Source organism: Mycobacterium asiaticum, from assembly GCF_001673315.1.
GTDB classification, from domain to species: Bacteria; Actinomycetota; Actinomycetes; order Mycobacteriales; family Mycobacteriaceae; genus Mycobacterium; species Mycobacterium asiaticum_B.
The window spans coordinates 1-506 of the sequence record NZ_LZLQ01000007.1; the positions used below are offsets into that span (position 1 = coordinate 1).

A 506-nucleotide genomic window follows, 5' to 3' on the forward strand; every position below is an offset into this window, starting at 1 on the left:
CCGCCGCTGCCGGGCACCGCCGACGCGTTCCTGGCCCTTGTCGAGGCCGGCTGGGACACCGAGGTGGCCCGCCGCCCGCACGGCCAGCACACCACCGTCCTGGTCCACCTCGATGTGGACCAGCGCGCCGCCGCCGTGCACCTGGGTCCGCTGCTCACCGAAGCCGAACGCCAATACTTGACCTGTGATGCCACCTTTGAGGTGTGGTTTCACCGCGACGGCCAACCCCTCGGCTCCGGGCGCAGCACCCGCGAGATCAGCCGCCGGCTCCGCCGCGCCCTCGAACACCGCCAACACGGCCGCTGCGCGGTCCCCGGCTGTGGGGCCACCCGCGGTCTGCACGCCCACCACATCACCCATTGGGAAAACGGCGGCCCCACCGACCTGGACAACCTCGTCCTGCTCTGCCCCTACCACCACCGCGCCCATCACCGCGGCCTGATCACCATCACCGGACCCGCCCACCAACTCCTAGTCACCGACGACGACGGCCAACCCCTGACCCC

Annotated in this window: 1 protein-coding gene; it reads left to right on the forward strand. The window is 71.7% G+C overall.

Features of this window, described 5'->3' with window-relative positions:
* The coding region (locus A5636_RS00375; RefSeq protein WP_155763473.1) for an HNH endonuclease signature motif containing protein at positions 1-506 on the forward strand (506 nt) is incomplete at both ends.